The organism is Streptomyces sp. NPDC005263 (assembly GCF_042872365.1).
GTDB lineage: Bacteria > Actinomycetota > Actinomycetes > Streptomycetales > Streptomycetaceae > Streptomyces.
This window is the reverse complement of the sequence record NZ_JBIAKJ010000008.1, coordinates 371074-394550: the sequence shown is the minus strand read 5'-3', so window position 1 is coordinate 394550 and position 23477 is coordinate 371074. Positions and strand designations below refer to the sequence as shown.

Here is a 23477-nt window from a genome sequence, read left to right as displayed (position 1 = left end):
CGGTGTTTTTCGAGGCTGAAATCAACTCCCATGCTGTGGTTGAAAATCGCCCTTCTGGAGGTGCCGCTGTCGCATCCATGCCATGGCAGATCTGCGACTTGGGGAATCATTGGTTCCCAATTCCGGGTGCGCAATTATTGAAATGTCTTCGAGGGGGCCCGGCGGCACGGGCCTCCGGAGAAATGTCGATTACTCCTGGAGGGAACATGTTCGCAGTGCGCAGCTCCGGTCTCGGCAAGGTCGTCGTCCAGCTCGCCACCGCCCTGTCTCTGTGTACGGCGGTCGCGGCGGCCGGGGTGCTGACCTCGATGCCGGGGGAGGGGCGTCCGTCGCAGCAGGTGGTGGCCGGGGCCTCGGACAACAACTGGCCCTCGGTACCGACCGTGGGTACCGACAACAACTGGCCGAGCAGGCCGCTGGGCACCGAGGACAACAACTGGCCGAAGCCGCTGGGCACCAATGACAACAACTGGCCCACCAAGCCGCTGGACGCCGCGGACAACAACTGGCCGACCGGCTCGGACGACGGCACGGACAACAACTGGCCCAAGGTGTAACGCTGTCGATCGGCCACAACGAAAAGCCGTGGGGTGCTGTATTCCGCACCCCACGGCTTTTCGTCTTTGTCTGGTTGAGGTCTTTGCTCGCTCGAACGTATTCTCAAGAATCCCGGCAGTCCGGGCACAGTCCCCTGAAAATGATGTCCGTGCCGTGCATATGCCACCCCGTCAAGCCCTTTTTGGGCGGCGCCGGCGCCTCGTGGACCGTGTTCTCCACCCGTCCGCAGTTCGTGCACATCGCGTGCTGGTGCGGCGTGCCGGAGATCTCGAACACCGCCGGCCACCCGGGACGGTCGAACTTGGTGACGAGGCCGGTCTCGAGGAAATGCCGCAGCATCTCGTAGACCGCCTGGCTGGTGAGGGTTCCGAGGCGTTCGCGGGCCGCGGCGGTCAGACCCTCCACGTCCAGGTGCCCGCCGGCGGCCAGCACCTGCAGCACCTCAAGACGCGGGCTCGTGACACGCAGACCGACATCACGCAGACGCTGGATGGCCGCGTCGCGCTCGCTCGCCACTGCTTCGAGTGCCATCTCTCCGCCATCTGAGGGGACCAAAGGTTTGCGGCCATCGTACCTCTTGCCCCGCCACATCTACCGACGCCGGTCCCGCGGCGACGGAGGAGCCGATTCAGTCCAGCCAGCCCAGAAGAGCGGCCCGTACGCCGGCCTCGAAGCGGCTCGAGGCGTCCAGTTCCTGCATGAGGTCGGAGATCATCCTGCTCACCGTGCGCAGGGAGACGCCCAGATTGCGGGCCACCTTCTCGTCCTTCATCCCGGACGCGAGCATGCGCAGAGCGGCGCGCTGCTGCTCCCGCAGGCCGTCACCCCCGTGGGTCGGCCGCGTCTGATCGCCGAACGGCGTCGCCATGTGCCAGGCGTGCTCGAACAGGGCCTGATAGGAGCGCACCAGAGCGGAACCGTGCGCCAGGATGGCCCCGGCCGCGTGGTCCTCGGGGTTCACCGGGAGGATCGCGAACTGGTCGTCGGCGATGATCATGTTCATCGGCACCACGGGGGAGAGCCGGACCTGGACGCCCAGTTCGGCCTTGGCCCGCAGGTGTTCGGCGTCCTCCGGTACGCCGGCGAGGCGTTGGCTGAAGATGGAGCGGACCTGCACCCCGTTCTCGATCTGTCGTCGGTCGCGGTTGAGTGCCCTTTCGGGGATCTCCCTGCCGCGTGCGATCGGATGCATCGAGGACAGGCCGTGCCGCACCGTGACGGTGATGTCCTCGAGGACCTGCTGGATGCGGCGGTAGTCGTGCAGGATCTCGACCTCCACGCCGGACGCCTGGGTGAGCATTTCCACGCGGAGGAAGTTGCCCGCCAGTGTCTTGAGGGTGCTGTGGGCGCGGTCGGCCTGTTCCAGATGGTTGCGCAGTCGGCTGCGTTCCCGCTCCAGCAGGCGCAGCAGGGCGATCTCCGGGGCGACGACGGTGACCGCGTCGGACTGCTCCTCCGACGCCTTGCCCGCGTCCAGTTCCAGGCGGTTGTCGTGGGCCGGCCCGGTGGCGACCACCAGGCCGAGGGTGAGTAGTTCGTTACGACATCGATCCGTCTCGTCGTCGGTCAGGTCCATCTCCGACGCGATGCCCCGCAGGCTCGACGCTCCACGCGCCCTGAGTTCCTGGTAGAGAGCGAGTGCCAGATCAGTGGACTGTTTGCCTGTCCTGCCACCGCCGTTGGGCATGCCGAAGTGACCCCCTCAGTGATGCTCCGAGTCGCCCCGGTCACACCTTGTCACATGCCGCCGCCCCGATCTCCGACGCTGCATAGTAGTGTGATGGGCATCACTTGGTTCGGCAGACCAGCATGACGCTACGGGTCCGGCCGTCCAGCCACCGCTGTCGGCGCTCGACGACACGCAGCCCGGCCGCGCGCAGATCCCGCGTCAAGTCCCCTTCGTCGACGACCCACTTGACCGTGGTCGTGACCGACCTGTGTGCCCCGTGTCCGCCCGAGCGCTCGACGTCGTAGGTGATCCGTTCCCTCATGGCCGCCGCATCGAAGGCCTGCCGCGCCACCGCCCGCTCGGTCACGCCGTCGAATCGGGGCACCTGGAAGGCCCAGGTCCGCACCGGGTCCCGGACCAACGCCTCGGTGTCATGGGCGGTGTAGTCGAAGGCCAGGGCGCCACCGCTGCCCAGATGCGCGGCGACGGACCGGAAGAAGTCGACGCGTTCGGAGGGGGCGACCGCCGCCACCAACGTGCCTGCCAGCAGGACGAGTTGGTACCTCCGGCGAAGTCGTGACCGCGTCAGGTCCGCGCACGTCGTGGTCACCCGGTCCCGAACCGGACGGCCCCTGCCCTCGGCCCTCGCCCGCAGTCGACGCAGACTCTCCGCATGCCGGTCGACGGCCTCGACCTCGAATCCGTGAGATGCGAAGGGCACGGCGAGCCGCCCGGCACCGGAGCCGAGATCGAGGACAGGGCCACCGGTGCTCCTGGCCAGTTCCAGAAAGCCCACGATGTCGCCGCTGAAGGGACCGAGGAGGGCGTCCTGGAGCCAGAGCTGTTCGTCGGTCTGCTCGGCCAGGGACTCCAGGCCGGGAAGTCGGTAAGGCCGGACGGTGATCGCGTTCTCCGCTCGGAACGGCGGGACCGGGTCGAGCGCGGACGTCACCGACGTGCTCGCCTGCGTGTGCACCGCTCCTCCAGATGACTCGAACCGGTCCCTGCCGTCCTGGCGGGATCCCGTGCCGCCGGGAACCCGCCCCGCGACCATGCTGTCCGGTGCGGGATCACGCGCACCAGCCATCGACGGTGCGCGTGCACGCCAACGCGCGTGTACGCCAGCGGCGTTGCCTCCCAGCCGTCCGGCGAAGGCCACCGACCGCGGCGACAGCGCGGGTCTTCCTCGTCACACCGGTGTCGAACAGCACGCGACGACCACGGGAATGAGAACGGCCGCCGGGACGAGCGCCGCCAGGACGGCCCGCAGGACCGGATGTCCTGATGTCCGCGGCGTGAGAATCCGGCGCATGCGTACCACCACCGAGGAACCACCCGCCGCGAAGGCGGCCCGCGGATGCTGTCCGGCCGCGAGCGAGTACAGAGCTGTCGCCAGCGCATCCCGGGAGGACCCGCGCAGCGCCCGGTCGTCCGCGGCCATCTCCAGCAGGAGCGGCACTTCTTCCTGCGCGTGCCGGGACAGCGGCAGGACGCCCAGCACCCTTCGAAGAGCCGATGTGGCACAGAGGAACAGGTGGTGGCGGCCCACCAGATGAGCCCGTTCGTGTTCCAGTACCGCCGTCAGCTGCTGCCGCGTCAGGACCCGCAGCGCCCCGGAACTCACCACCACTTGCGCGCCCCGGCCCGGCAGGCAGTACACGACCGGGGTGCTGTGCGGTACGACCGTGGCTCTCAGCGCCAGCTCCCTGGCGGCCACCAGGCGCAGCCCGTCGGCGTGCTCGGCCCGACGGCGGCGCGCGCCCAGCAGTTCCCGGGCGAAGGCGACCGTGAGGGCGACCGGCACCGCGGCGCCGGCCGCGAGCGAGCACCACACCCGAGGGCTCAGACTCGCCAGCCGGCCGGCCGACGGCGGGTCGCACGACGCCCCCCGCGGCAGGAAGCAGTCCTCGACGAGGTGGGAGAGGGCATGACTGGCCGGGATGGGCAGCAGCGATTCCACGGCCAGCAGGGAGACGGCCATCGGCAACAGCATCGCGAGCGCGGTCCAGGCGCAGAGCGCCAGGCCCGGCACCTCACGTGCCCAGCGGCTGCGCGCCAGCAGTCGCGGCAGCACCAGCCCGGCGGCCACGGCGACCGCCAGGGGCGGGAGCACGTGGTGCCGTGCTCGCAGCAACTCGACCGTGTGGGCGAATAAACCGCTCACGAAGCAGCCCCTTGGTCGCTGCCCTGATCAGGACTGTGGCCCGCGGCGCGCAGGGCCGCCGCCAGTGCGGAGATGTCCTCCTGGGACATGTGCTCCACGAAGCGGAGCAACGCGGCTTCCCGGTCCTCGGTGTGTCCGAGCGCGTCCTTCATCAGCCCGGCCGTGTATTCGTCGCGGGTCCACTCGGGGGTGTAGAGCCATGCGCGGCCGGTCTTGCGGCGTCGCAGCAGGCCCTTGCGGTGCAGGTTGTCGGCGACCGTCAACACGGTCGTGTAGGCGACGGGCCGCGCACCCTTCAGGTCGTCGAAGATCTCACGGACCGTCGCCGGGCGGCTCCATCGCCAGAGCCGGTCCATCACCTCGGCTTCCAGATCACCAAGCCGCCGCACGTCGGCCCCTTCTTCGTTCCGCGTAGGGATGCCATGGGATGCCACATCGTAGGCCACATCGGTGATCCAAGTGATCGGTCCCGCAGGGCCCGTAAGTCCCACAGGTCCGTCCCGCAAGCCCCGCAGGTCCGGCTGGACAGCGATCAGGGCCCGGTGCGGTCATCACCGCACCGGGCCCCGCAGCCGCAGGCCCGCACCACCCGCCGTCAGGCCTTCACCAGTCGCGCGATGGCTCTGGACGCCTCGGTGACCTTGGCCCTGGCCTGTTCGCCGCCTTCCACGATCGCGTCGGTCACGCAGCAGTTGAGGTGCTCGTCGAGGAGCGCCAGCGCGCAGGCCTGCAGGGCCGCGTTGGTGGCCGAGATCTGCGTGAGGATGTCGATGCAGTAGGTCTCCTCCTCGACCATCCGCTGCAGCCCCCTCACCTGGCCCTCGATCCTGCGCAGCCGCCTGACGACGTCGTCCCGATGGTTCTCGTATCCGGCCATGGGTGCCTCCTGAGTCGTCGGTGGCTCATCGGTCGGTGGGCTTGAAGCCGCGCAGGCGGAGGCTGTTGCCGACCACGAACACCGAGGAGAACGCCATCGCCGCTCCGGCGATCATCGGGTTGAGGAGCCCGGAGGCGGCGAGGGGGAGGGCGGCGACGTTGTAGGCGAAGGCCCAGAACAGGTTGGACCTGATGGTGCCGAGCGTCCTGCGGGACAGCCGGATGGCGTCCGCCGCCGCCCTGAGGTCTCCGCGTACCAGGGTCAGGTCGCCGGCCTCGATGGCGGCGTCGGTGCCGGTGCCCATCGCCAGACCGAGGTCGGCCTGGGCGAGCGCGGCGGCGTCGTTGACGCCGTCGCCGACCATGGCGACCGAACGGCCCTCGCCCTGGAGGCGCTTGACGACGTCCACCTTGTCCTGAGGCATGACCTCGGCGATCACATGCTCCCGGTCGATGCCGACCTCGGTCGCGACGGACTCCGCGACCGTCCTGTTGTCGCCGGTCAGCAGCATGGGCGTGAGACCGAGGGCACGCAGCCGCCGGATCGCTTCCGGGCTGGTCTCCTTGACGGCGTCGGCGACCTCGAGGACGGCACGGGCCTCGCCGTCCCACGCGACCGCGATGGCGGTGCGCCCGGCGGCCTCGGCCTCGGCCTTGGCGCGCTCCAGCCCCACGGGGAGGGTGATGGCCCATTCGTCCAGCAGCTTGAGCCGGCCGACCAGGACGGCGTGGCCCTCCACGATGCCCTGGACACCCAGTCCCGCGAGGTTGGCGAAGTCCTCCGGGGCGGGCAGGGAGCCCACACGGGCGGCGGCGCCCGCGGCGACCGCCTGGGCGATGGGGTGCTCCGAGGAGTGCTCCAGGGCGCCCGCGAGACGCAGTGCCTCGTCCTCGTCCGTCCCGTCCGCGGTGTGCACGGCGAGCAGGGTCATCCGGCCGGTGGTGACGGTGCCGGTCTTGTCGAGGACGATGGTGTCGACCTTGCGGGTGGACTCCAGGACCTCCGGGCCCTTGATGAGGATGCCCAGCTGGGCGCCGCGCCCCGTGCCGACCATGAGCGCGGTCGGGGTGGCCAGGCCCAGGGCGCACGGGCAGGCGATGATCAGCACCGCCACGGCCGCGGTGAAGGCCGCGGTCAGGCCCGCGCCGTTGCCGAGCCAGAAGCCCAGGGTGCCGAGCGCGAGGGCGATCACGACCGGCACGAAGACCGCGGAGATCTTGTCCGCGAGCCGCTGGGCGGCCGCCTTGCCGTTCTGCGCGTCCTCCACCAGCTTGGCCATGCGGGCGAGTTGGGTGTCGGAACCGACCCGGGTGGCCTCCACGACCAGTCGGCCGCCGGCGTTGAGGGTGGCGCCGGTGACACCGTCACCGGCCGCGACCTCGACGGGCACGGACTCACCGGTGAGCATGGAGGCGTCGACGGCGGAGGAGCCCTCGACGACCGTGCCGTCGGTGGCGATCTTCTCCCCGGGGCGGACCAGGAACCGGTCGCCCACCTTCAACTCCGCGACCGGGACGCGCTCTTCGCGGCCGCCGCGCAGGACGGTGACCTCCTTCGCGCCGAGTTCCATGAGCGCCTTCAGCGCCGCGCCCGCCTTCCGCTTGGAGCGGGCCTCGAAGTACCGCCCGGCGAGGATGAACGCGGTGACGCCGGCGGCGGCCTCCAGGTAGATGTTCCCGGCGCCGTCGGTGCGGGCGATGGTGAACTCGAAGGGGTGCGTCATGCCGGGTGTGCCCGCCGTGCCGAAGAACAGCGCCCACAGCGACCACAGGAACGCCGCCGTCGTACCGACCGAGATCAGCGTGTCCATGGTCGCCGCGCCGTGCCGGGCGTTGGTCCAGGCCGCCTTGTGGAAGGGCCAGGCGGCGTACGTCACCACGGGCGCCGCCAGCGTCAGCGACAGCCACTGCCAGAATTCGAACTGCAGGGCGGGAGCCATCGCCATCGCGATCACCGGAACCGCGAGCGCGACCGCGGTGATCAACCGCTGGCGCAGCGGCCGCAGTTCGTCGGCCTCCGCCTCTTCCTCGGCCGAGCCGGGCCCGGATCCGCCGCGCCCGGGGGCCCGCTCGGGTTCCCGGGCGGTGTAGCCGGTGGCCTCTACGGTGGCGATCAGGTCGGTGACGGCGATGTCCTCGCTGAAGGTGACCTTCGCCTTCTCGGTGGCGTAGTTGACGGTGGCCTCGACCCCGTCCATGCGGTTGAGCTTCTTCTCGATCCGGGCGGCGCACGAGGCGCAGGTCATGCCGCCGATGGCGAGTTCGACCTCGGCGGCGCCGGGCGTGGTGGTGGTCATGTCTGCTCCTCGCAGCTCACGGACGCGACACGGAAAACGGGGGGTGGGGCGCGGACGCCGCCCCACCCCGGGTGGGGCGGCTCAGACGGCCGCGCGGCCGGCGAAGTCGTAGCCGGCCTCGTCGACGGTGTCGGCGATCAGCTTGTCGAGCTCCTCGCCGGGCTCGGCGGCGGTCGTCACGGTGACCAGGCCGGTGCCGATCTCGACCTCGACCGCCTTGACCTCGTCCAGGCCTCCGACGGCCTTGGCGACGATGCCCTGGCAGTGAGCGCTGCCGACGCCGTCGACCTTGTAAACGGTCTTGGTCTCGGTCTGGGTGTGGCAGCTTCCGTCCGGGGTGCAGCAGTCCGACACGGTTCCTCCATCTTGGGCGGGCTGGATACCCCGGCGGGGTATCCGTATCGGCTTCCTGTATACCCCCCGCCCGTATCGAACGCAAGCGGGGTCCCGGCTTGACTTGGTACCCCCTGGGGGTATGTTGAGGTGTGTGGAGGCCGCCAGACCGGGCGGCTGGGAGATCGAGGAGTGCGAGACATGAACACCGGACTGCGGATCACAGTTTTCGCCGCCGCCCTCGCCGCGACCTTCGGCACCGCGTACGGCGTCGGCAGCGGTGTCGGCGAGATCTCGCCCGAGCCGGCGAGCGCCGCTCACGGGAAGCACGCCGGGGGCGCCCGCGCCGAACAGGGCGGCGGTCATGAACCGGGCCACGAGCCGGACGCCCGGCAGCGTGCGGAAGCGAGTGCGACGGCGGCCCCGCCCGGGGGCCTGCAGATCTCGGACGGCGGCTACACCCTCGACCTGAAGACCCCGCGCCTCGAGGCCGACAAGAAGGCACAGCTGCGCTTCGCGGTCGTGCAGGGGTCGACGGGACGGCAGGTGTCGGCCTACGAGCGGGAGCACGACAAGGAACTGCATCTGATCGTCGCCTCACGCGACCTGACGACCTACCGTCATCTGCATCCCACCCGGGCGGCCGACGGCACCTGGTCCACTCCCGTGGAACTCCCCGAAGCCGGCGGCTACCGGGTCTTCGCCGACTTCACGCCCAAGGGCGGAGAAGGGCTCACCCTCGGTGCCGACCTCGCGGTCTCCGGCGCCTACGAGCCCCACACGCTTCCCGAGCAGAACACCACGGCGACGGTGGACGGCTACGACGTCGCACTGAAGGGCGCCCTGACCCCCGGCAAGGCCGGCGAACTCGACCTGACCGTCACCAAGGACGGCAAGCCGGTCCGCGACCTCCAGCCCTACCTCGGCGCATACGGCCACCTGGTCGCCCTGCGCTCCGGGGACCTCGCCTACCTGCACGTCCACCCCAACGGCGAGCCCGGCGACGGCAGGACCCGGCCCGGCCCCGACGTGTCCTTCACGGCGACCGCGCCCAGCGAGGGCGCCTACCGGCTGTTCCTGGACTTCAAGCACGAGGGCAAGGTCCGCACCGCCGCCTTCACGGTGCGTGCCCAGGCCGCGGGCCCGGGCGCCGAGGCGGAGGCGACGCCGGAGGCAGGGTCGGGGACCTCCGACGAGTCGTCGCCGCACGGACACTGATCAACGCGGTCGGCCGAGGTGATCAGCGTGCCCGGAGCCTCTGGAGCGGTGGTCGCGGACCGAAGGGAGTGGGAGTCGCGGACGGAACCTGTCCGCGATCACCGCTAGCGTGCCCGACATGACGAAGACGACGAAGCGGAACACCCCGCGGTCGGCGGCCGGGGTGCCGGTGCTCGACACCCGGGCCCTCAACCGGGCCACCCTGGAGCGGCAACTGCTGCTGCGCCGCGCTCCGCTGTCCGCCGAGGCCGCCGTCGAGCACCTGCTGGGACTCCAGGCGCAGAACGTGAAGCCCCCGTACTACGCCCTCGCCGCCCGCCTCGACGGCTTCACCCCGGGTGAGCTGTCCGGGCTGATGGCCGACCGTGCGGTGGTGCGCATCGTCACCATGCGCTCGACCATCCACACCCACACCGCCGCCGACTGCCTCACCCTGCGTCCCCTGGTGCAGCCCGCCCGGGACCGCGAACTCACCACCTTCCGCAGGGGACTTCAGGGTGTCGACCTCGACCGGCTGGCCGCGCTCGCCCGGGACCTCGTCGAGGCCGAGCCGCGCACCATGAAGCAGTTGCGTGAGGCGCTGCTCGCCGTCTGGCCGGACGCCGATCCGCAGGCCCTCGCGATCGCCGCCCGCTGCAAGCTGCCGCTGGTCCAGGTGACCCCGCGCGGACTGTGGGAACGCAGCGGCCAGGTCGCCCTCACCACCGCCGAGCACTGGCTGGGCCGCCCCACCGAGCCGACGCCCACCCCGGACGCCACCGTCCTGCGCTACCTGGCCGCGTTCGGCCCGGCGTCCGTCAAGGACATGCAGACCTGGGCCGGCCTGACCCGCCTGCGGGACGCCTTCGAACGCCTCCGCCCGGACCTGGTCACCTTCCGCGACGAACAGGGCACCGAACTCTTCGACCTCCCGGACGCGCCCCGACCCGCCCCGGACACCCCGGCCCCGCCCCGCTTCCTCCCGGAGTTCGACAACCTGCTCCTCTCCCACGCCGACCGCACCCGGGTCGTCCCTCCGGAGCACTGGGGCCGCGCCTGGCAGGGCAACCAGGCCCATCGCACCCTCCTGGTCGACGGATTCCTGGCGGGCGTGTGGAGAATCGAGGACGACCACCTCGTCATCGAGCCCTTCGGCCGCCTCACCAGGGACCAGCGTCGCGCGGTGACCGAGGAGGGGGAGTACCTGTTGAGCGTGCTGCACCCGGAGTCGTCGTACGACATCCGGTTCGGCACCGTCATCCGATAGAGGCCCACATCGGAACGGCGGAACGGCGGAACGGCGGACATGGAACAGGGGTGGGGGGGGGGGGGGGGGGGGGGGGGGGCCCCCCCCCCCCCCCCCCCCCCCCCCCACCCCTGGTACTGCACCTGAGGAATCCTCAGGAGAACCTTCCTGGCTACGAGTTGACCTGTGCCGTCACGAGGCTGGAGAAGGTGGTCAGCCGGGTGTAGATGCCCGGGTAACCCGCCTCGGCACAGCCCTCGCCCCAAGAAGTGATCCCTGCCAGGACGCCTCCGATGAGGAAGGGGCCGCCGCTGTCGCCCTGGCAGGTGTCGACGCCGCCGGAGGTGTATCCGGCGCAGACCATGTCGCTCGCGACGAAGTCGGAGCCGTAGGAACTCGCACAACTGCTGTCGGAGACCGTCGGCACGGTCGCGGTGCGCAGTTGGTTGGAGGAGCTGCCGTTCGAGGACGTGGTGCCCCAGCCCACGATGCGGGCGGTGGTACCGGCCGCGTAGACGCTCGTCTGGGACGAGGAGACGTACGGTGCCGTGGTGTACGGCATCGACGTCGACAGCGTCAGCACGGCCACGTCGTCGCCGTTGGTGGCGTCCGTGTAACCGGGATGGACCCAGATCTTGCTGACTCTGCTGACCGTGCCGTTGGTGCCGTTGAGGTAGGTGCGGCCACCCACCACACGGACGCTGCTGGTGGTTTCGCCGACCATGCAGTGCGCCGCGGTGACGACCTTGGTGGGGGAGACCAGGGTGCCGCCGCAGAACTGGTTCTGCGAGGCGTCCGTGATCTGCATCATGAACGGGTAGGCGGTCGTCGTGGTCGTGGTGCCGCCCACGATGGGCTGGGGAGCGGCGGCTGCGGGGGAGCCGATCAGCGCGGTCGTGGCGGCGGCAGCGGTGGCCACCAGGACGGCGGCGGACTTCTTGGCGCGGTGGAGCCCGAACATGAGTCTCCTCAGTGGGGGTTGCCGGTGGAGGTCGCGCGGGTGGGGGGTTGTGCACGGGGGCCTTGGAACCGACCCCCGTATGACCGGGCGAGCGGCATGTCGCTTACGCTAGAACCCGCAAGTTCCCCTCCCCAATGAGGGAACCCCCTAAGGGAGTTGGGCAGGGAAAACCCTCGGTCGGCCCCGTCCGAAACACCGCGTGGGACGCCGAAACATCCCCGAAACCACAGGGCTTACCGCTCACGCGCTCACGGCGTACGGCGGCCCGCCGCCAGTCTGACGATGTCGACCCGCGAGCGGATCCCGAGCTTGCGGTAGACGCGGGTCAACGTCGCCTCCACCGTCTTGACGCTGATGAACAGCCGCCCGGCTATCTCCCGGTTGGTGGCGCCCTCCATGACCAGCGCGGCGACCTGACGCTCCATCGCGGCCAGTCCGTCCAGCGCCTCCAGGGCGGGGGCGGGGGCGGGGACCACGGCCGGTTCGGCCGGCGGCGGCACCGTCGCGGCCTCCACCTGCCGCAGCCAGGGCAGCGCCCGGCAGCGCCGGAACAGCCGCGCCGCCTCGTCGTACGACGTCGGCCCCGGCCGCCGGGTGCGCAGCGCGGCCAGCGCGAACGCGGCCCGCGCCTCCTCCAGGCCGTAGCCCAGCTTGGCGAGCCGGTCCTGCGCCGAGGTCAACTGCCCGAGAGCGGCCTCGTGTTGGCCGCGGGCCGCCCGCACCAGCGCCTCCGCGCGGTCCAGTACGGCGAGCACGCACTCGCGGCGCAGCCGCAACGCGTGTTCGCGGGTCACCGTGATGAGGTCCTGCGCCTCGGCGAGCTCACCCGTGCCGACGAGGGCTTCGGCGAGGTCACCGTGCCAGCGCCCGCGCGCCGGGTCGGTGATGCCGAGCCCGAGCTCCAGCTCCCGTACCCGGCGCAACGACCGGACCGCCCCCGGGGCGTCCCCGGCCACCAGCTGGGCGTGACCGAGGGCGGCCAGGGCCCGCGAGACGTACATCTGGTCGCCGTCCACCTCGGCGTGGTCCGCGGCCTCCCGGGCCAGCGCCAGCGCTCGGTCGACGTCCCCGCCGGCCGCCTCCGCGAACGAGGTGAGCAGCGCGGAGGCCACCTCGCCGATCCCGGAGTCGCGGGCCAGCCGCAGGCTCTCCCGGGCCAGGTCGAGGGCCCGGCCGCAGTGCCCGGAGCGCAGTTCCGTCTCGGCGACCAGCCGCAGGAAGTGCACCTCGCTCTCGACCATGCCGCGCCGCCGCACCTCGCGCAGCAGCGCCGTCACGGTGGTGCGGGCCTCGGCCAGCTGGTCGCTCATCAGCAGCCAGCGGAAGCGGGTCAGGCCCGGCCCGTTGTGATGACACGCGACCTGCGGGTCCTGGGGTTCGGTGAGCGCCCGGTTGATGGTCGCGGGGGCGTCGGGATGACCCATCAGGGTCTCCGTCTGGGCCTGGAAGGCGAGCGCCAGCAGTTCGGTGCGCCGGTCCCCGGCCCGCGCGGCCAGCTGAGCCGCGTGCGCGGCCTGCTCCCGGCCCTCCGCGAAGTCTCCCTGGACGACCAGGCCCCGCCAGGCCAGCTGGTAGTGGACCAGGGCGAGCAGTCGGGGGTCGTCGCCCGCGTCGGCCAGCGCCTGCGGGAAGACGGCGTCGACGTCCCCGAGGGCCTGCCCGGCGGACTCGATCACCACCATCCAGGCCCGTACCCGGTCCGCGGGCACGGTCGCCCGGGTCAGCACCTCCCGGGCGATGTCCCGTGCCAGGTCCACCTCCCCGGCGGTGATCGCGTCCTCGGCGGCCTGCAACCGGCGCTCGTCCGGCCCGGGCACGGTGTCCGCCGGGGTGTGCCGGGCGGCCAGCAGTCCGAGCGACGCGGCCATCGAGGGGGCGCCGCGGTCCCGGGCCTGGGTGGCGGCCTCGGCGAGCCGGGCCGCCACCTCAGGGTCGGTTCCGGTGGTCGCCAGCGCGAGATGCCGGGCCCGCTCGATGGGGTCGGAGGCCGCCGTGGACAGCGCGGCGTGCGCGGCCCGCCGCTCCTGCGCGGGCGCCTCCGCGTACAGCGCCGCCGAGATCAGCGGATGCGCGAACCGTACGGCGGGCCCCTCCGGCTCCGTCGCCAGCAGACCCAGGGCCGCCGCCTGCGCCGTCTCCGCCTCGGCGTTGTCCCGGCCGGCCGCGTGCAGCAGCGCCAGCGTGGGGCGGGCGCCCGCGCTGGCCACCAGCAGGGTGCGACGGGCCTCGCCGGAGAGCATCTCCAGCCGGTTGAGCACCAGGGCCCGCAGTGAGGTGGGCACCGGCAGCGGCTCGCCGGGACGGGGCCGGGTCGGGTTCTCGGTCAGCGCCCGGCCCAGTTCCAGCGCGAACAGCGGGTTGCCGCCGCTGGTGCGGTGGATGTCCCGGACGGTGGAGCGCGGCAGACCCGTGTAGCCGCGCTGGATCAACAGCTCGGACACGTGGGTGCGGGACAGCGGGTTGAGCCGGACCGCCACGCTGTCCGGGGGCAACGCGCGTAGATGTCGGTCGTACTCCTGCCCGTCGGTCCGCACCGCGCACAGCAGCTGGACGGGGGTGTCGCCCAGGCGTCGGGCGGCGAAGCCGAGGAGCTCCGCGCTGGCCGGATCCAACCACTGCAGGTCGTCCGCGACGACCAGGACGGGGCCCTTGGCGGCGAGTGCGCGCAGCGCGGACAGGACGGCCAGCCGCAGCGCCAGCCCGTCGCGCTGGAGGGTGGACTCGCCGCGGCCGGTGAGCGCCGACTCCAGGGCGGTGCGCTGGGCCGCGGGCAGCCGGCCGGCCACCTCGTCGACGACCAGGCCCAGCAGATCCGCCAGGGCCAGGAAGGGGAGGTGGGATTCGGACTCGGTGGCGGAACAGCGCAGGACGGTGCCCGCCGTGCCGGAGTATTCGGCGGCCAAACTCCGCAGCACCGTCGACTTTCCTATTCCGGCCGGGCCGTGGAGCAGTACGCTGCCGCCGCGAACGAGCTGCTCACGCGCGGCCGTGAACAGCTCCTCCGTGCCGATCAGCAGATCGGGGCGGCATCGGGCAGGCTCCTTGAAGTCCCGTCGCACGGTCACCGCTCCCCTCCGTGTGTCGTGTCCGGGCCAATATTAGGCAACGGACAATGGAATTCGGCCGAAACGCGGTGGTGAGGGAAATAACAACATGGGGGCAGAGAGAAATTCAGCGCCGTCACGCCTGAATGGCCCGCCGACGGATCCGGCCGCCGTGGTCTCCCGGCCGCCTACGGCAACCACCCGGCCCGACGTGCGGCGACGACCGCCTCGCCGCGGGTCCGTGCCCCGAGCTTCCGCATCGCCGACCGGAGGTACCCCTTGACCGTCTCGGCGGTCACTCCCAGCCGTTCGGCGGCCACGGCGTTCGTCGCCCCGGCCGCGACGCAGGCCAGCACATCCACCTCGCGAGGTGCCGGCCCCGCCGCTTCGGCAGGCCCGGTTCCCGCGGCGGGACCGGTCCCCGCGGTCAGCAGTCCGCAGGCGTCCAGCAGCTCCGTCCGCAGCGCCGGGTCCGCGATCCGCGGGGCCAGGGCCCGCAGCGCCGCATGCGCCTCCCGGACCTGTTCCCACGCCGCTGAGTCCCGAGCGGAGTCCTGGCCGGCGGCCCGGCCCGGCCCGGCTCGCGCGGCGATCACCAGATCCCGCGCCTCGTCCGCGACGACCAGCGCCTGCTCCACGTCCCGCGCGGCGTCCACGGCCGCGCCGAGCATGCGGTCACCGAGCGGCCGGGCGTCGCGCAGGGCGCCGTAGAGCACACCACGCACCCGGCGCCGCACCACCACGGGCACGGCCAGCACCGAGCGCAGGCCCTCGGCGGCGACCGCGGTGTCGTACTCGTGGCTGATCTGCCGCGAGCAGGAGTAGTCCGTCACCGCGCACGGGCGGCCCAGCGCCACCGCCCGGCCGCCCAGGCCGTTGCCGGAGGTCACCGCGAGCGCGCTGAGGGCGGGCGTGGCCGTGCCGTTCAGTTCGCTGATGCGCATCTGCCTCAGGCGGGACTCCACCAGGCCGCCGAAGGCCACCGGGAGCCCGGTCGTACGCCGCAGCCGCACCAGCGCGCTGCGGATCTCCGCGGACTGCGACACCTCTGCCGTCACCTGCTCGCCCCTTTGTTGCGGCACACACCCCCGTTCGGGGGTAGTGAGGCTTGCATCACGGATTACACGATGGCAGACCACCGCCCGGCAATGGTCCGGCACCCAGGAGGACAGATGACATCGGCCACGGAGCTGTTCCGCAGCGCGCGGGACTTCCTGCTGGAACACCGCGAGGACTACACCACGGCGTACGAGGGCTTCGAGTGGCCCCGCCCCCGGCACTTCAACTGGGCCCTCGACTGGTTCGACGAGATCGCGCACGGGAACGACCGGACCGCCCTGCACATCGTCGAGGAGGACGGCTCCGAGGTCCGCCTCTCCTTCGCCGAGATGTCCGAACGGTCCAACCGCGTCGCGAACCTGCTGCGTGAGCGCGGGGTGGGCGCCGAGGACCGGATCCTGGTCATGCTGGGCAACCAGGCCGAGCTGTGGGAGACGGCGCTCGCCGCCATGAAGCTGCGGGCCGTCGTCATCCCGGCGACCCCGCTGCTCGGCCCCGCCGACCTGCGCGACCGGGTCGAGCGCGGGAACGTGCGGCACGTCCTCGTGCGCGCCGAGGACGCCGGCAAGTTCGACGACGTGCCCGGCGACTACACGCGCACCGCCGTCGGCGGTGTGCCGGAGGGCTGGCAGCCGTACGAGGACGCGTACGCCTCCTCGGCGGAGTTCCTGCCCGACGGGCCGACCCTCGCGGACGACCCGCTGATGCTGTACTTCACCTCCGGTACGACGGCCCGCCCCAAGCTCGTCGAGCACACCCACACCTCGTACCCGATCGGGCACCTGGCGACCATGTACTGGATCGGCCTGAAGCCCGGCGACGTCCACCTGAACATCTCCTCGCCCGGCTGGGCCAAGCACGCCTGGTCGAACCTGTTCGCGCCGTGGAACGCGGAGGCGACCGTGTTCATCCACAACTACACGCGCTTCGACCCGGCCCGGCTGATGGCGGAGATGGACCGCGCCGGCGTGAGCACGTTCTGCGCCCCGCCGACCGTGTGGCGGATGCTCATCCAGGCCGACCTGACCCAGCTGCGCGTCCCGCCGCGCGAGATCGTCGCGGCCGGTGAGCCCCTCAACCCCGAGGTCATCGAGCAGGTCCGCCGGTCCTGGGGCGTGACCGTCCGCGACGGCTTCGGGCAGACGGAGACGGCGGTCCAGGTCTCCAACAGCCCGGGGCAGCCCCTCAAGACCGGTTCCATGGGCCGGCCCAGCCCCGGCTACCGCGTCGAACTCCTCGACCCGGTGTCGGGCGCGCCCGGCGCGGCGGAGGGCGAGATCGCGCTCGACCTGTCCGCGCGGCCGGTCGGCCTGATGACCGGCTACCACGGCGACGCCGACCTCACGACCGAGGCGATGGCCGGCGGCTTCTACCGCACCGGGGACATCGGCGCGCGCGACGCCGAGGGCTACATCACCTACGTGGGCCGCGCCGACGACGTCTTCAAGGCCTCCGACTACAAGATCAGCCCCTTCGAGCTGGAGAGCGCGCTGCTGGAGCACGAAGCGGTGGCGGAGGCGGCCGTGGTGCCCGCGCCGGACGAGCTGCGGCTCGCCGTCCCGAAGGCCTACGTGGTGCTGGCGGAGGGCTGGGAGCCCGGCCCCGACACCGCGAAGGTGCTGTTCGAGCACTCCCGCAGCGCCCTCGCGCCCTACAAGCGCGTCCGCCGCCTGGAGTTCGCGCCGCTGCCCAAGACCGTATCCGGCAAGATCCGCCGCATCGAACTGCGCGAGGCCACGGCCGCGGGTTCGGACGCCGAGTACCGCGAGGAGGACTTCCGGTGAGTGAGCCGTCGTACACCCATGGCACCGGCCGGACCGCCCTGCTCGGCGACACCATCGGCGCCAACCTGGACCGGGCGGTCGCGGCCTGGCCGGAGCGCGAGGCCCTCGTCGACGTGCCGTCCGGACGGCGCTGGACGTACGCCCGATTCGCCGCGGACGTCGACCGGTTGGCGTCCGCGCTGCTGGCGAGCGGCGTCGTCAAGGGCGACCGGGTGGGCATCTGGGCGGTCAACTGCCCCGAGTGGGTGCTCGTCCAGTACGCCACCGCCCGCGTCGGCGCGATCATGGTGAACATCAACCCGGCCTACCGCACCCACGAGGTCGAGTACGTCCTCCAGCAGGCCGGCATCTCCCTGCTCTTCGCCTCCCTCAGCCACCGGACCAGCGACTACCGGGCCATGGTCGACCAAGTACGCGGCAGCTGCCCGCGGTTGCGGGAGGTGGCGTACTTCGGCGACCCCAGCTGGGAGGCGCTGATCGCCCGCGCGACCCCCGAGGCCCGTCACCAGGACCTGTCCTGCGACGACCCGATCAACATCCAGTACACCTCGGGCACCACCGGCTTCCCCAAGGGCGCCACCCTCTCCCACCACAACATCCTCAACAACGGTTATTTCGTGGGGGATTTGGTGGGCTACACCGAACAGGACCGGATCTGCGTACCGGTGCCCTTCTACCACTGTTTCGGGATGGTGATGGGCAATCTGGCCGCGACCTCGCACGGCGCCTGCATCGTCATCCCCGCCCCCTCCTTCGACCCCGCGGCCACCCTGCGCGCGGTCCAGCAGGAGGGCTGCACCTCCCTGTACGGCGTCCCCACCATGTTCATCGCGGAGTTGAACCTCCCCGACTTCGCCACCTACGACCTCTCCTCGCTGCGCACCGGCATCATGGCCGGCTCGCCCTGCCCGGTGGAGGTGATGAAACGGGTGGTCGCCGAGATGCACATGGCGGAGGTCTCCATCTGCTACGGCATGACGGAGACGTCACCGGTGTCCCTGCAGACGCGGCGGGACGACGACCTGGAGCACCGCACGGCCACGGTGGGCCGGGTCCTGCCGCACGTCGAGGTCAAGGTCGTCGACCCGGCCACCGGTGTCACCCAACCACGCGGCACGGCCGGTGAGTTGTGCACCCGCGGCTACAGCGTGATGCTCGGCTACTGGAACGAACCCGAGAAGACCGCCGAGGCCATCGACCCGGGCCGCTGGATGCACACCGGTGACCTCGCGGTGATGCGGGAGGACGGGTACGCCGAGATCGTCGGCCGGATCAAGGACATGATCATCCGGGGTGGCGAGAACATCTACCCGCGCGAGATCGAGGAGTTCCTCCACACCCATCCGAGGATCGCGGACGTCCAGGTCGTCGGCGTACCGCACGAGCGCTACGGCGAGGAGGTCCTCGCCTGCGTCATCCCGGGCGATCCGGCCGACCCCCTCACCCTGGAGGAGCTGCGGGCCTTCTGCGAGGGAGAGCTGGCGCACTACAAGATCCCCAGCCGGCTCCAGATCCTCGACTCCTTTCCCATGACGGTGTCCGGGAAGGTGCGGAAGGTGGAGCTGCGGGAGAAGTGGGCCGCGCCCGCCACCCCCGAGGACTGACTCTCCCAGCGGGCTCTCACGCCGTTCCCGACGCGTCGAGCTGGTCCGCCATGTCGTTGACCGCGCGGGGCGTGCCGGTGAGGTCCAGCACGAACAACGGAACCCCCAGGCGGTCGGCGCGTCCGCGGGCGTCGTCCGCGTACCCGGCGAGGGAGAAGTAGACGCAGCGCGAGGACTCCGTCATGGCCGTCAGCCACAGGCACTCCACGTCCCGCACGGAGGCCGGCCGCACGGTCGGGTCCACCTGGGCCAGCAGACCGCGCGCGGCGATGCCGATACCGGAGGGCGGCCGCTGGTCGGCGCGGCGGATGTCCCGGTAGCCGAGCCAGCGCAGATACAGGGCGGTCGCCGTCACCGCGTCCCGGGCGGTACGGATCGCCACGGGCTGGAAGGGGCGCCGGAGTGCCGGACGGGCTTCCGGGGCCGGGCCCGGGGGCGCCTCGGCCCCGGCCACCGTCCCGGCCACCGCTTCGGCCACCGCCCCCGCGACCGTGACCCGCAGGACCGTCCCGCACGGGCAGCCGAGCTCGGGACGCGGCCACTGGCCGTCGTGCCCGCAGGACTCGCAGCGCACGGTGATCCACTCCTCCTCCCAGGCGCGGTGGGTGACGGCGGTGGCCGTCCCACGCCGGTCGAGGTGCGGGGTGACGGGTGCGCCGCACGCGCACGGATACGACGGTGCCGCGTAGAGATGCTCGCGCCGACAGGCCGGGCAGCGCAGCGGAACGCTCTCGGACATGGCCCACATCGTCCTCCAGGATGCCCCCGCCTGTCCGTCTCTTGACTGCCTTCGACCGCCCACTTACATTAATTCCAGATCGCAGAATTTACTTTCCACAATACGGAAGTATTCGCGACGGGGCGCGACGGGAGTGCGAATCCGGCAGCCGAAGCAGGAGTACTGATGGCTCGAATGACCGCTGCCCGCGCGGCAGTTGAGATCCTCAAGCGTGAGGGCGTCACCGACGCGTTCGGTGTCCCCGGCGCGGCGATCAACCCCTTCTACGCGGCACTCAAGGCCTCCGGCGGCATCCACCACACCCTCGCCCGGCATGTCGAGGGCGCCTCGCACATGGCCGAGGGCTACACGCGCACCCACCCGGGCAACATCGGTGTCTGCGTCGGCACCTCAGGCCCCGCCGGCACCGACATGATCACCGGCCTGTACTCCGCGACCGGCGACTCCGTCCCGATCCTGTGCATCACGGGCCAGGCCCCGACGGCCGTGATCCACAAGGAGGACTTCCAGGCCGTCGACATCGCCTCGATCGCCGAGCCGGTGACCAAGAGGGCGACCACCGTCCTGGAGGCCGCGCAGGTCCCGGGCGTCTTCCAGCAGGCCTTCCACCTCATGCGCTCCGGCCGTCCCGGCCCGGTCCTCATCGACCTGCCGATCGACGTCCAGCTCACCGAGATCGAGTTCGACCCCGAGACCTACGAGCCGCTCGTGCCCTACAAGCCCGCCGCGACCCGCGCCCAGATCGAGAGGGCGATCGGGATGCTGAACGCGTCCCGCCGGCCGCTGATCGTGGCCGGCGGCGGGGTCGTCAACGCCGACGCGGCCGAACTCCTCGTCGAGTTCGCCGAGTTGACCGGCATCCCGGTGGTCCCGACCCTGATGGGCTGGGGTGTCCTGCCCGACGACCATGAACTCAACGCCGGCCTGGTGGGCCTGCAGACCTCGCACCGCCACGGCAACGCGACCTTCCTGGAGTCCGACTTCGTCCTCGGCATCGGCAACCGCTGGGCCAACCGCCACACCGGCAGGCTGGACGTCTACACGGCCGGCCGGACATTCGTCCACGTCGACATCGAGCCCACCCAGATCGGCAGGATCTTCGCCCCGGACTACGGCATCACCTCCGACGCCAAGGCCGCCCTGGAGCTGTTCGTGGCGGTGGCGAGGGAGTCGAGGGACGCGGGCAGCCTGCCCGACCGCTCCGAGTGGGCCGCCGCCGCGCAGGAGAAGAAGGCGACACTCCAGCGCCGTACGCACTTCGACGACATCCCGATCAAGCCGCAGCGCGTCTACGAGGAGATGAACAGGGCCTTCGGACCGCAGACCCGGTACGTCTCCACGATCGGCCTCTCGCAGATCGCCGGCGCCCAGATGCTGCACGTCTACCGGCCGCGGCACTGGATCAACTGCGGCCAGGCGGGCCCGCTGGGCTGGACCGTCCCCGCCGCGCTGGGCGTGGCGAAGGCCGACCCTCAGGCGTCCGTCGTCGCCCTGTCCGGCGACTACGACTTCCAGTTCATGATCGAGGAGCTGGCGGTCGGGGCGCAGCACCGGATCCCGTACGTCCATGTCCTGCTGAACAACTCCTACCTGGGCCTGATCCGGCAGGCGCAGCTGGCGTTCGACATCGACTTCCAGGTCAACCTGGAGTTCGAGAACACCAACTCGCCCGAGCTGGGGGTCTACGGCGTCGACCACGTCAAGGTCGCCGAGGGCCTCGGCTGCAAGGCGATCCGGGTGACCGACCCGAACGAGCTGGGCGCGGCCTTCGAGCAGGCGAAGAAACTCGCCGCCGAGTACCGGGTCCCGGTGGTCGTCGAGGCCATCCTGGAGCGGGTCACCAACATCGCGATGTCGAGGACGAACGACATCAGTGAGGTCGTCGAGTTCGAGGAGCTCGCGACCGAGCCGGCGCATGCCCCGACCTCGATCAGGACGCTGAAGGTCTGACAGCCGACCGTCACCCCACGAAGGGCGGCCCACCGGGGAGGTCCGGCCGCCTTTCGGCGTGGCCTCAGTCCGTGACACCGCCGCAGGAGTACGGCGAACGTTCGGAGTGCCGCACCAGCCCCTTGCCCGCGACCTCCGCGCGGGCGGTCAGGCCGGCCCGAAGGGCGAAGCGTGCCGTGAGGACGGTCAGGGCCGGATCGCCGTGCAGGGCCACCGCCATCAGGGTGTCCTCCGTGGACAGACCCCGTCGGCCGGCCGGCAGCGGGTGATCGGCGTACAGGGCGTCGAGCGCGCGCCGCCCGGCGCGGGTGCGGCGCGGCGGGAGGGTACGCAGCAAGCCGGCCGACAGCAGGCTGTCGCGGACCTCGTCCAGGGCCTGGCGTACGGCCGTCCGGCCGAGCAACTCGGCTACCCCGGAGGGCTGTTGAAGGGCCGCGAGCACCGCATCGGACAGCGGGGACAGGGCCTGCCCCGCGCCGCCGGGCTCCCCCGAGACCCGTACCGTGCCCGGTCGGCCGGCCTCGACAGCCCCCAGCAAATGCAGGGCCAGCACGGCGACCGTGACGGCGGCGCGGGGACCGCCCCGCAGCAGCGCGACCTCGTGCGGCTTGAGCCGGACCGTCGCACCGCTGTTCATGGCACCCCCTGGCACGGGGTCCGCCGCCCCCGTGCCGGCGGGCCCCGTGTGACCAGAATGTGCCCACGCCCGGGGGCAGTTGAAGCCTCCGGGCGCGGGTTCAGAGGTTGATTTGAGGGTTCCGTAGTCGGCGTACGACCGCTGCCGTAGCCGCTCTCACCGTTCGGGGTGCTCGGACAGTCCCGGCCAGTCGTCGGGGCCGCCGCCCTGCCATTCGACGATGTCGCGCTCCTCGACCTCGACCTGGTCGAGATCGGCGAGACGCAGAAGCTCCACGACGTCGTCCAGGTGGGAGGCGACCCCGACGTTCTCGGCGTCCACGGTGACCCGCCGGGAGCCGTCCAGGGCCGGGGGACGGACCACGATGTGCGGGTGGTGTGCCGGGTGTGCTGGTGCCATGCCCCCAGGCTCCTGCGGAAGGGGCGCCGCCGCACCCCGGCGTGCCTGGGCGGGGTCAGATCCGGGCGCCGGACAGGCGCTCCACCGCCCGCAGGAGCGCCGAGTGGTCGAGGCCGCCGTCGCCCTGTGTCCGCAGGCTCGCGACCAGCTGGGCGACCACGGCACCGACCGGCAGGGCCGCGCCGACGTCGCGGGCGGCGTCCGTGACGATGCCCATGTCCTTGTGGTGCAGGTCGATACGGAAGCCCGGCTTGAAGTCACGGTTGAGGAAGTTGTCCTTCTTGCGCGCCAGCACCGTGGAGCCCGCCAGCCCGCCGTTCAGGACGTCGAGGGCCGCCGTCAGATCCACGCCCGACTTCTCCAGGAAGACCACGGCCTCGGCGCACGCCTGGATGTTCACGGCGACGATCAGCTGGTTGGCGGCCTTCACGGTCTGGCCCGAGCCGTGCGGACCGCACAGCACGACGGTCCTGCCCAGGGCCTCGAAGATCGGCTCGGCCTCGTCGAAGTCGGCCTGCTCGCCGCCGACCATGATGGACAGCACGGCCTCGACCGCACCGGCCTCACCGCCGGACACGGGGGCGTCCAGCACGCGGATGCCCTTCGCCCGTGCCGCCTTCGCCAGGTCCACGGAGGTCTGCGGGGTGATCGACGACATGTCGATCAGCAGGGCACCGGAGCGCGCGTGCTCCAGGATGCCGTCAGGACCGTAGGCGATGGCCTCGACCTGCGGGGAGGCGGGCACCATCGTGATCACCACGTCGGCGTCCCGCACGGCGTCGGCGATCGAGCCGGCCGCGCTGCCGCCGGCGGCGGCCAGTCGGTCGAGCTTGTCCTGTTCCAGGGTGAAGCCGGTGACGTCGTAACCCGCCTTGATCAGGTTCTCGGACATGGGGGAGCCCATGATGCCGAGGCCTATCCAGGCGATCTTGGGGAGGTTCGTGGACATGCCGGTGCCTC

21 protein-coding genes are annotated in these 23477 nt (G+C 71.5%); 6 read left to right on the top strand and 15 right to left on the bottom strand.

Annotated features, from left to right (window positions below):
* The first annotated feature begins 206 nt into the window (after nucleotides 1-206).
* The gene (locus ACFYRY_RS32750; protein WP_389153801.1) at nucleotides 207-557 is read left to right on the top strand and encodes a hypothetical protein; all 351 of its coding nucleotides are present in this window, start codon (nucleotides 207-209) and stop codon (nucleotides 555-557) included.
* A gap of 103 nt (nucleotides 558-660) precedes the next feature.
* Here the strand turns inward: ACFYRY_RS32750 and ACFYRY_RS32745 are convergent, their stop codons facing one another.
* The 8 genes from ACFYRY_RS32745 to ACFYRY_RS32710 all read right to left on the bottom strand — a co-directional run bounded on the left by ACFYRY_RS32745 (nucleotide 661) and on the right by ACFYRY_RS32710 (nucleotide 7918).
* Nucleotides 661-1089, bottom strand: coding sequence for a Fur family transcriptional regulator (locus tag ACFYRY_RS32745; protein ID WP_389153798.1), 429 nt, complete (start codon nucleotides 1087-1089; stop codon nucleotides 661-663).
* Between the two features lie 97 nt (nucleotides 1090-1186).
* Nucleotides 1187-2245, bottom strand: a complete 1059-nt coding sequence (locus tag ACFYRY_RS32740; protein ID WP_389153795.1) for a LuxR C-terminal-related transcriptional regulator — start codon at nucleotides 2243-2245, stop codon at nucleotides 1187-1189.
* Nucleotides 2246-2345: 100 nt separating this feature from the next.
* The gene (locus ACFYRY_RS32735; protein ID WP_389153792.1) at nucleotides 2346-3203 is read right to left on the bottom strand and encodes a class I SAM-dependent methyltransferase; all 858 of its coding nucleotides are present in this window, start codon (nucleotides 3201-3203) and stop codon (nucleotides 2346-2348) included.
* A 213-nt stretch (nucleotides 3204-3416) separates the two neighbouring features.
* Nucleotides 3417-4391, bottom strand: coding sequence for a M56 family metallopeptidase (locus ACFYRY_RS32730; RefSeq protein ID WP_389153789.1), 975 nt, complete (start codon nucleotides 4389-4391; stop codon nucleotides 3417-3419).
* Nucleotides 4388-4780, bottom strand: a complete 393-nt coding sequence (locus tag ACFYRY_RS32725; RefSeq protein WP_389153786.1) for a BlaI/MecI/CopY family transcriptional regulator — start codon at nucleotides 4778-4780, stop codon at nucleotides 4388-4390. The genes ACFYRY_RS32730 and ACFYRY_RS32725 overlap by 4 nt, the downstream gene beginning before the upstream one ends.
* A gap of 206 nt (nucleotides 4781-4986) precedes the next feature.
* A complete protein-coding gene (locus ACFYRY_RS32720; protein ID WP_389153782.1) occupies nucleotides 4987-5268 on the bottom strand; it encodes a metal-sensitive transcriptional regulator in 282 nt (93 codons plus the stop codon).
* Between the two features lie 25 nt (nucleotides 5269-5293).
* Nucleotides 5294-7564, bottom strand: coding sequence for a heavy metal translocating P-type ATPase (locus tag ACFYRY_RS32715; protein WP_389153779.1), 2271 nt, complete (start codon nucleotides 7562-7564; stop codon nucleotides 5294-5296).
* An 81-nt stretch (nucleotides 7565-7645) separates the two neighbouring features.
* Entirely contained in the window at nucleotides 7646-7918 is a 273-nt protein-coding gene (locus tag ACFYRY_RS32710; RefSeq protein WP_389153777.1) for a heavy-metal-associated domain-containing protein, read from the bottom strand.
* A gap of 180 nt (nucleotides 7919-8098) precedes the next feature.
* Between ACFYRY_RS32710 and ACFYRY_RS32705 the strand changes: the two genes are divergently transcribed.
* Together ACFYRY_RS32705 and ACFYRY_RS32700 are read left to right on the top strand one after the other, a co-directional pair.
* On the top strand, nucleotides 8099-9115 hold the full coding sequence (locus ACFYRY_RS32705; protein ID WP_389153775.1) for a hypothetical protein: 1017 nt from the start codon (nucleotides 8099-8101) through the stop codon (nucleotides 9113-9115).
* 118 nt (nucleotides 9116-9233) lie between these two features.
* Nucleotides 9234-10361, top strand: coding sequence for a winged helix DNA-binding domain-containing protein (locus ACFYRY_RS32700; RefSeq protein ID WP_389153772.1), 1128 nt, complete (start codon nucleotides 9234-9236; stop codon nucleotides 10359-10361).
* Between the two features lie 151 nt (nucleotides 10362-10512).
* Here ACFYRY_RS32700 and ACFYRY_RS32695 read toward each other — a convergent pair whose 3' ends face one another.
* From ACFYRY_RS32695 to ACFYRY_RS32685, 3 genes are all read right to left on the bottom strand, one after another.
* Complete coding sequence (locus ACFYRY_RS32695) at nucleotides 10513-11301, bottom strand: S1 family peptidase (RefSeq protein ID WP_389153769.1); 789 nt, start codon at nucleotides 11299-11301, stop codon at nucleotides 10513-10515.
* A 248-nt stretch (nucleotides 11302-11549) separates the two neighbouring features.
* A complete protein-coding gene (locus ACFYRY_RS32690; protein ID WP_389153766.1) occupies nucleotides 11550-14366 on the bottom strand; it encodes an AAA family ATPase in 2817 nt (938 codons plus the stop codon).
* Nucleotides 14367-14533: 167 nt separating this feature from the next.
* On the bottom strand, nucleotides 14534-15403 hold the full coding sequence (locus tag ACFYRY_RS32685) for a response regulator transcription factor (protein ID WP_389153763.1): 870 nt from the start codon (nucleotides 15401-15403) through the stop codon (nucleotides 14534-14536).
* 114 nt (nucleotides 15404-15517) lie between these two features.
* Here ACFYRY_RS32685 and ACFYRY_RS32680 point away from each other — a divergent pair, with 114 nt between their 5' ends.
* Nucleotides 15518-17188, top strand: a complete 1671-nt coding sequence (locus tag ACFYRY_RS32680) for an AMP-binding protein (RefSeq protein WP_389153761.1) — start codon at nucleotides 15518-15520, stop codon at nucleotides 17186-17188.
* Entirely contained in the window at nucleotides 17185-18792 is a 1608-nt protein-coding gene (locus ACFYRY_RS32675; RefSeq protein WP_389153759.1) for an AMP-binding protein, read from the top strand. Before ACFYRY_RS32680 ends, ACFYRY_RS32675 begins: the two co-directional genes overlap by 4 nt.
* Nucleotides 18793-18808: 16 nt before the next feature.
* Here ACFYRY_RS32675 and ACFYRY_RS32670 read toward each other — a convergent pair whose 3' ends face one another.
* The gene (locus tag ACFYRY_RS32670) at nucleotides 18809-19540 is read right to left on the bottom strand and encodes a hypothetical protein (RefSeq protein WP_389153756.1); all 732 of its coding nucleotides are present in this window, start codon (nucleotides 19538-19540) and stop codon (nucleotides 18809-18811) included.
* Nucleotides 19541-19696: 156 nt separating this feature from the next.
* Between ACFYRY_RS32670 and gcl the strand changes: the two genes are divergently transcribed.
* The gene (gene gcl, locus ACFYRY_RS32665) at nucleotides 19697-21481 is read left to right on the top strand and encodes a glyoxylate carboligase (protein WP_389153753.1); all 1785 of its coding nucleotides are present in this window, start codon (nucleotides 19697-19699) and stop codon (nucleotides 21479-21481) included.
* 64 nt (nucleotides 21482-21545) lie between these two features.
* Here gcl and ACFYRY_RS32660 read toward each other — a convergent pair whose 3' ends face one another.
* The 3 genes from ACFYRY_RS32660 to ACFYRY_RS32650 form a co-directional block, all read right to left on the bottom strand.
* Complete coding sequence (locus tag ACFYRY_RS32660) at nucleotides 21546-22118, bottom strand: TIGR04222 domain-containing membrane protein (protein WP_389153750.1); 573 nt, start codon at nucleotides 22116-22118, stop codon at nucleotides 21546-21548.
* 156 nt (nucleotides 22119-22274) lie between these two features.
* Nucleotides 22275-22517, bottom strand: a complete 243-nt coding sequence (locus tag ACFYRY_RS32655; RefSeq protein WP_389153748.1) for a hypothetical protein — start codon at nucleotides 22515-22517, stop codon at nucleotides 22275-22277.
* A gap of 55 nt (nucleotides 22518-22572) precedes the next feature.
* Nucleotides 22573-23466 carry a 2-hydroxy-3-oxopropionate reductase gene (locus tag ACFYRY_RS32650; protein ID WP_389153745.1) on the bottom strand — a complete coding sequence of 298 codons (894 nt, stop codon included), beginning with the start codon at nucleotides 23464-23466 and terminating at the stop codon, nucleotides 22573-22575.
* Between the last annotated feature and the right edge of the window lie 11 nt (nucleotides 23467-23477).